Below are 2265 nucleotides of genomic sequence, written 5' to 3' on the forward strand. Positions count from 1 at the left end.
GCCCTCGGCGCCGGGGCGGGACTTACTTGCCCTTGGCGGCTTCCTTGAGCTTGGAGCCCGCGGAGACCTTCACGCTGTAGCCGGCCGGGATCTGGATGGGGTCGCCGGTCTGCGGGTTGCGCGCGGTGCGAGCGGCACGGTGGGTGCGCTCGAAGGTCAGGAAGCCGGGGATGGTGACCTTCTCGTCGCCCTTGGCGACAATCTCGCCGACGGTCTCGGCGAGCGCGGCCAGAACGGCGTCGGCGTCCTTGCGGGTCACCTCGGCGCGCTCGGACAGAGCGGCCACCAGCTCACTGCGGTTCATGTTGTACTCCCGTGTTCAACTTGCCTTAGAGGCGTGAGATCGAAGCCGATGCTGCCAGGGCCCTAGGACAGTCCCCGGACCCGGGTCTGAACGTCAGACCCTCTCGCCCGGTTACGCATCCTGCCCCCACCAGCGGCGGGAAAGCCAATCCGGCACCCGTCGGGGTCACACGAAAAGCGCCACAGTCACGCCGCGGTGACGCTCCGTCCACGCCCTCGCTCATACGCCGCTGCGGACCGCGGACCTCGCGGGCATCCCCGCAACCCTAGAGGCGGCCTGTCGGGCCCGCATCTCGCGACGCGCCGGGAGCGGAGCGCCGTGAGCGCCGTCACAGCGGGGGCTCAGGCCCCCGACGCCGCCTTGCGGACGGCGCCCGCGACCGCGCCGGCGACCTTGTCGTTGAACACCGACGGGATGATGTAGTTCGCGTTCAGCTCGTCCTCGCCCACGACGTCCGCCAGCGCGCTCGCGGCGGCCAGCATCATCTCCGTGTTCACGGTGCGGGACTGAGCGTCCAGCAGACCGCGGAAGACACCGGGGAAGACCAGCACGTTGTTGATCTGGTTCGGGAAGTCGGAGCGGCCGGTGGCCACCACGGCGGCGGTCTGGCGGGCCACGGCCGGATCGACCTCGGGGTCCGGGTTCGCGAGCGCGAACACGATCGCGCCTTGCGCCATGGCGGCGACGTCCTCGCCGGACAGCACGTTCGGGGCCGAGACGCCGATGAACACGTCGGCGCCGACCACGGCCTCCTTCAGCGTGCCCGTGTAGCCCTCGGGGTTGGTGTTGTCGGCGATCCAGCGCAGCGGGGAGTCCGCGGCCGCGTCGACGAGGTCGGGGCGGTCCGCGTGCACGACACCGTGGATGTCGGCGCTCACCGCGTTCTTGACGCCCGCCGCGAGGAGCAGCTTGAGGATGGCCGTACCGGCCGCGCCGGCACCCGACATGACCACCTTGACGTCGCCAACTGCCTTGCCCACCACGCGCAGTGCGTTGGTGAGGGCGGCGAGCACGACGATCGCGGTGCCGTGCTGGTCGTCGTGGAAGACGGGGATGTCGAGGGCCTCGCGCAGCCGGGCCTCGATCTCGAAGCAGCGCGGTGCGGAGATGTCCTCCAGGTTGATGCCCGCGAAGCCCGGGGCGATCGCCTTGACGATCGCGACGATCTCGTCGGAGTCCTGGGTGTCGAGGCAGATCGGCCAGGCGTCGATGCCGGCGAAGCGCTTGAAGAGGGCCGCCTTGCCCTCCATGACGGGCAGCGCGGCCATCGGGCCGATGTTGCCGAGGCCCAGCACGGCGGAGCCGTCCGTCACGACTGCGACGGAGTTGCGCTTGATGGTGAGGCGGCGCGCGTCCTCGGGGTTCTCGGCGATCGCCATGCACACGCGGGCGACGCCCGGGGTGTAGATCATCGAGAGGTCGTCGCGGTTGCGGATGGGGTGCTTGGACGCCATCTCGATCTTGCCGCCGAGGTGCATCAGGAAGGTACGGTCGGAGACCTTGCCGAGGCTGACGCCCTCGATGCCGCGCAGCTTCTCCACGATCTCGTCCGCGTGCGCGGTGGAGGTCGCGGCGATGGTCACGTCGATCCGGAGCTTCTCGTGGCCGGATGCGGTCACGTCGAGGCCGGTGACCGATCCGCCGGAGGACTCCACGGCGGTGGTGAGCTGGGAGACCGCGGTTCCGCTCGCGGGCACTTCCAGACGGACCGTCATCGAATACGAGACGCTGGGCGCCGTTGCCATGGCCGTGTTCCTCTTCTGTCCCTGGTTCGCTGTAACACACAGAGCCCCGCTGCACAGCAGATGCGGCAGGACCTGTTGTCCGATCGTCCCACCTACCAGCCAGTACAAGGTAACCAGCTACAAAATTCGGAAAGACTCTTCCACCATACGAGATAGCTTCGGTGTTCGGAATGGTGGGGGTCACACGAAACAGGTCCGCGCCCCCCACTGGTGGGG

The 2265-nt window shown here is 69.0% G+C and carries 2 protein-coding genes; both read right to left on the reverse strand.

Annotation, left to right across the window (positions count from 1 at the left end; translation table 11 throughout):
* Positions 1 to 22: 22 nt before the first annotated feature.
* Positions 23 to 304, reverse strand: coding sequence for an HU family DNA-binding protein (locus ACWGIU_RS36125; RefSeq protein WP_007264399.1), 282 nt, complete (start codon positions 302 to 304; stop codon positions 23 to 25).
* Positions 305 to 645: 341 nt separating this feature from the next.
* Positions 646 to 2049, reverse strand: coding sequence for a malic enzyme-like NAD(P)-binding protein (locus ACWGIU_RS36130; RefSeq protein ID WP_453712315.1), 1404 nt, complete (start codon positions 2047 to 2049; stop codon positions 646 to 648).
* Positions 2050 to 2265: the final 216 nt, after the last annotated feature.

It is taken from the genome of Streptomyces sp. NPDC054840 (assembly GCF_053611065.1).

Excerpts from the sequence above, each read along its gene's own strand:
- ACWGIU_RS36125 (WP_007264399.1), bottom strand. The coding sequence starts at position 304 with ATGAACCGCAGTGAGCTGGTGGCCGCTCTGTCCGAGCGCGCCGAGGTG.
- ACWGIU_RS36130 (WP_453712315.1), bottom strand. The coding sequence starts at position 2,049 with ATGGCAACGGCGCCCAGCGTCTCGTATTCGATGACGGTCCGTCTGGAA.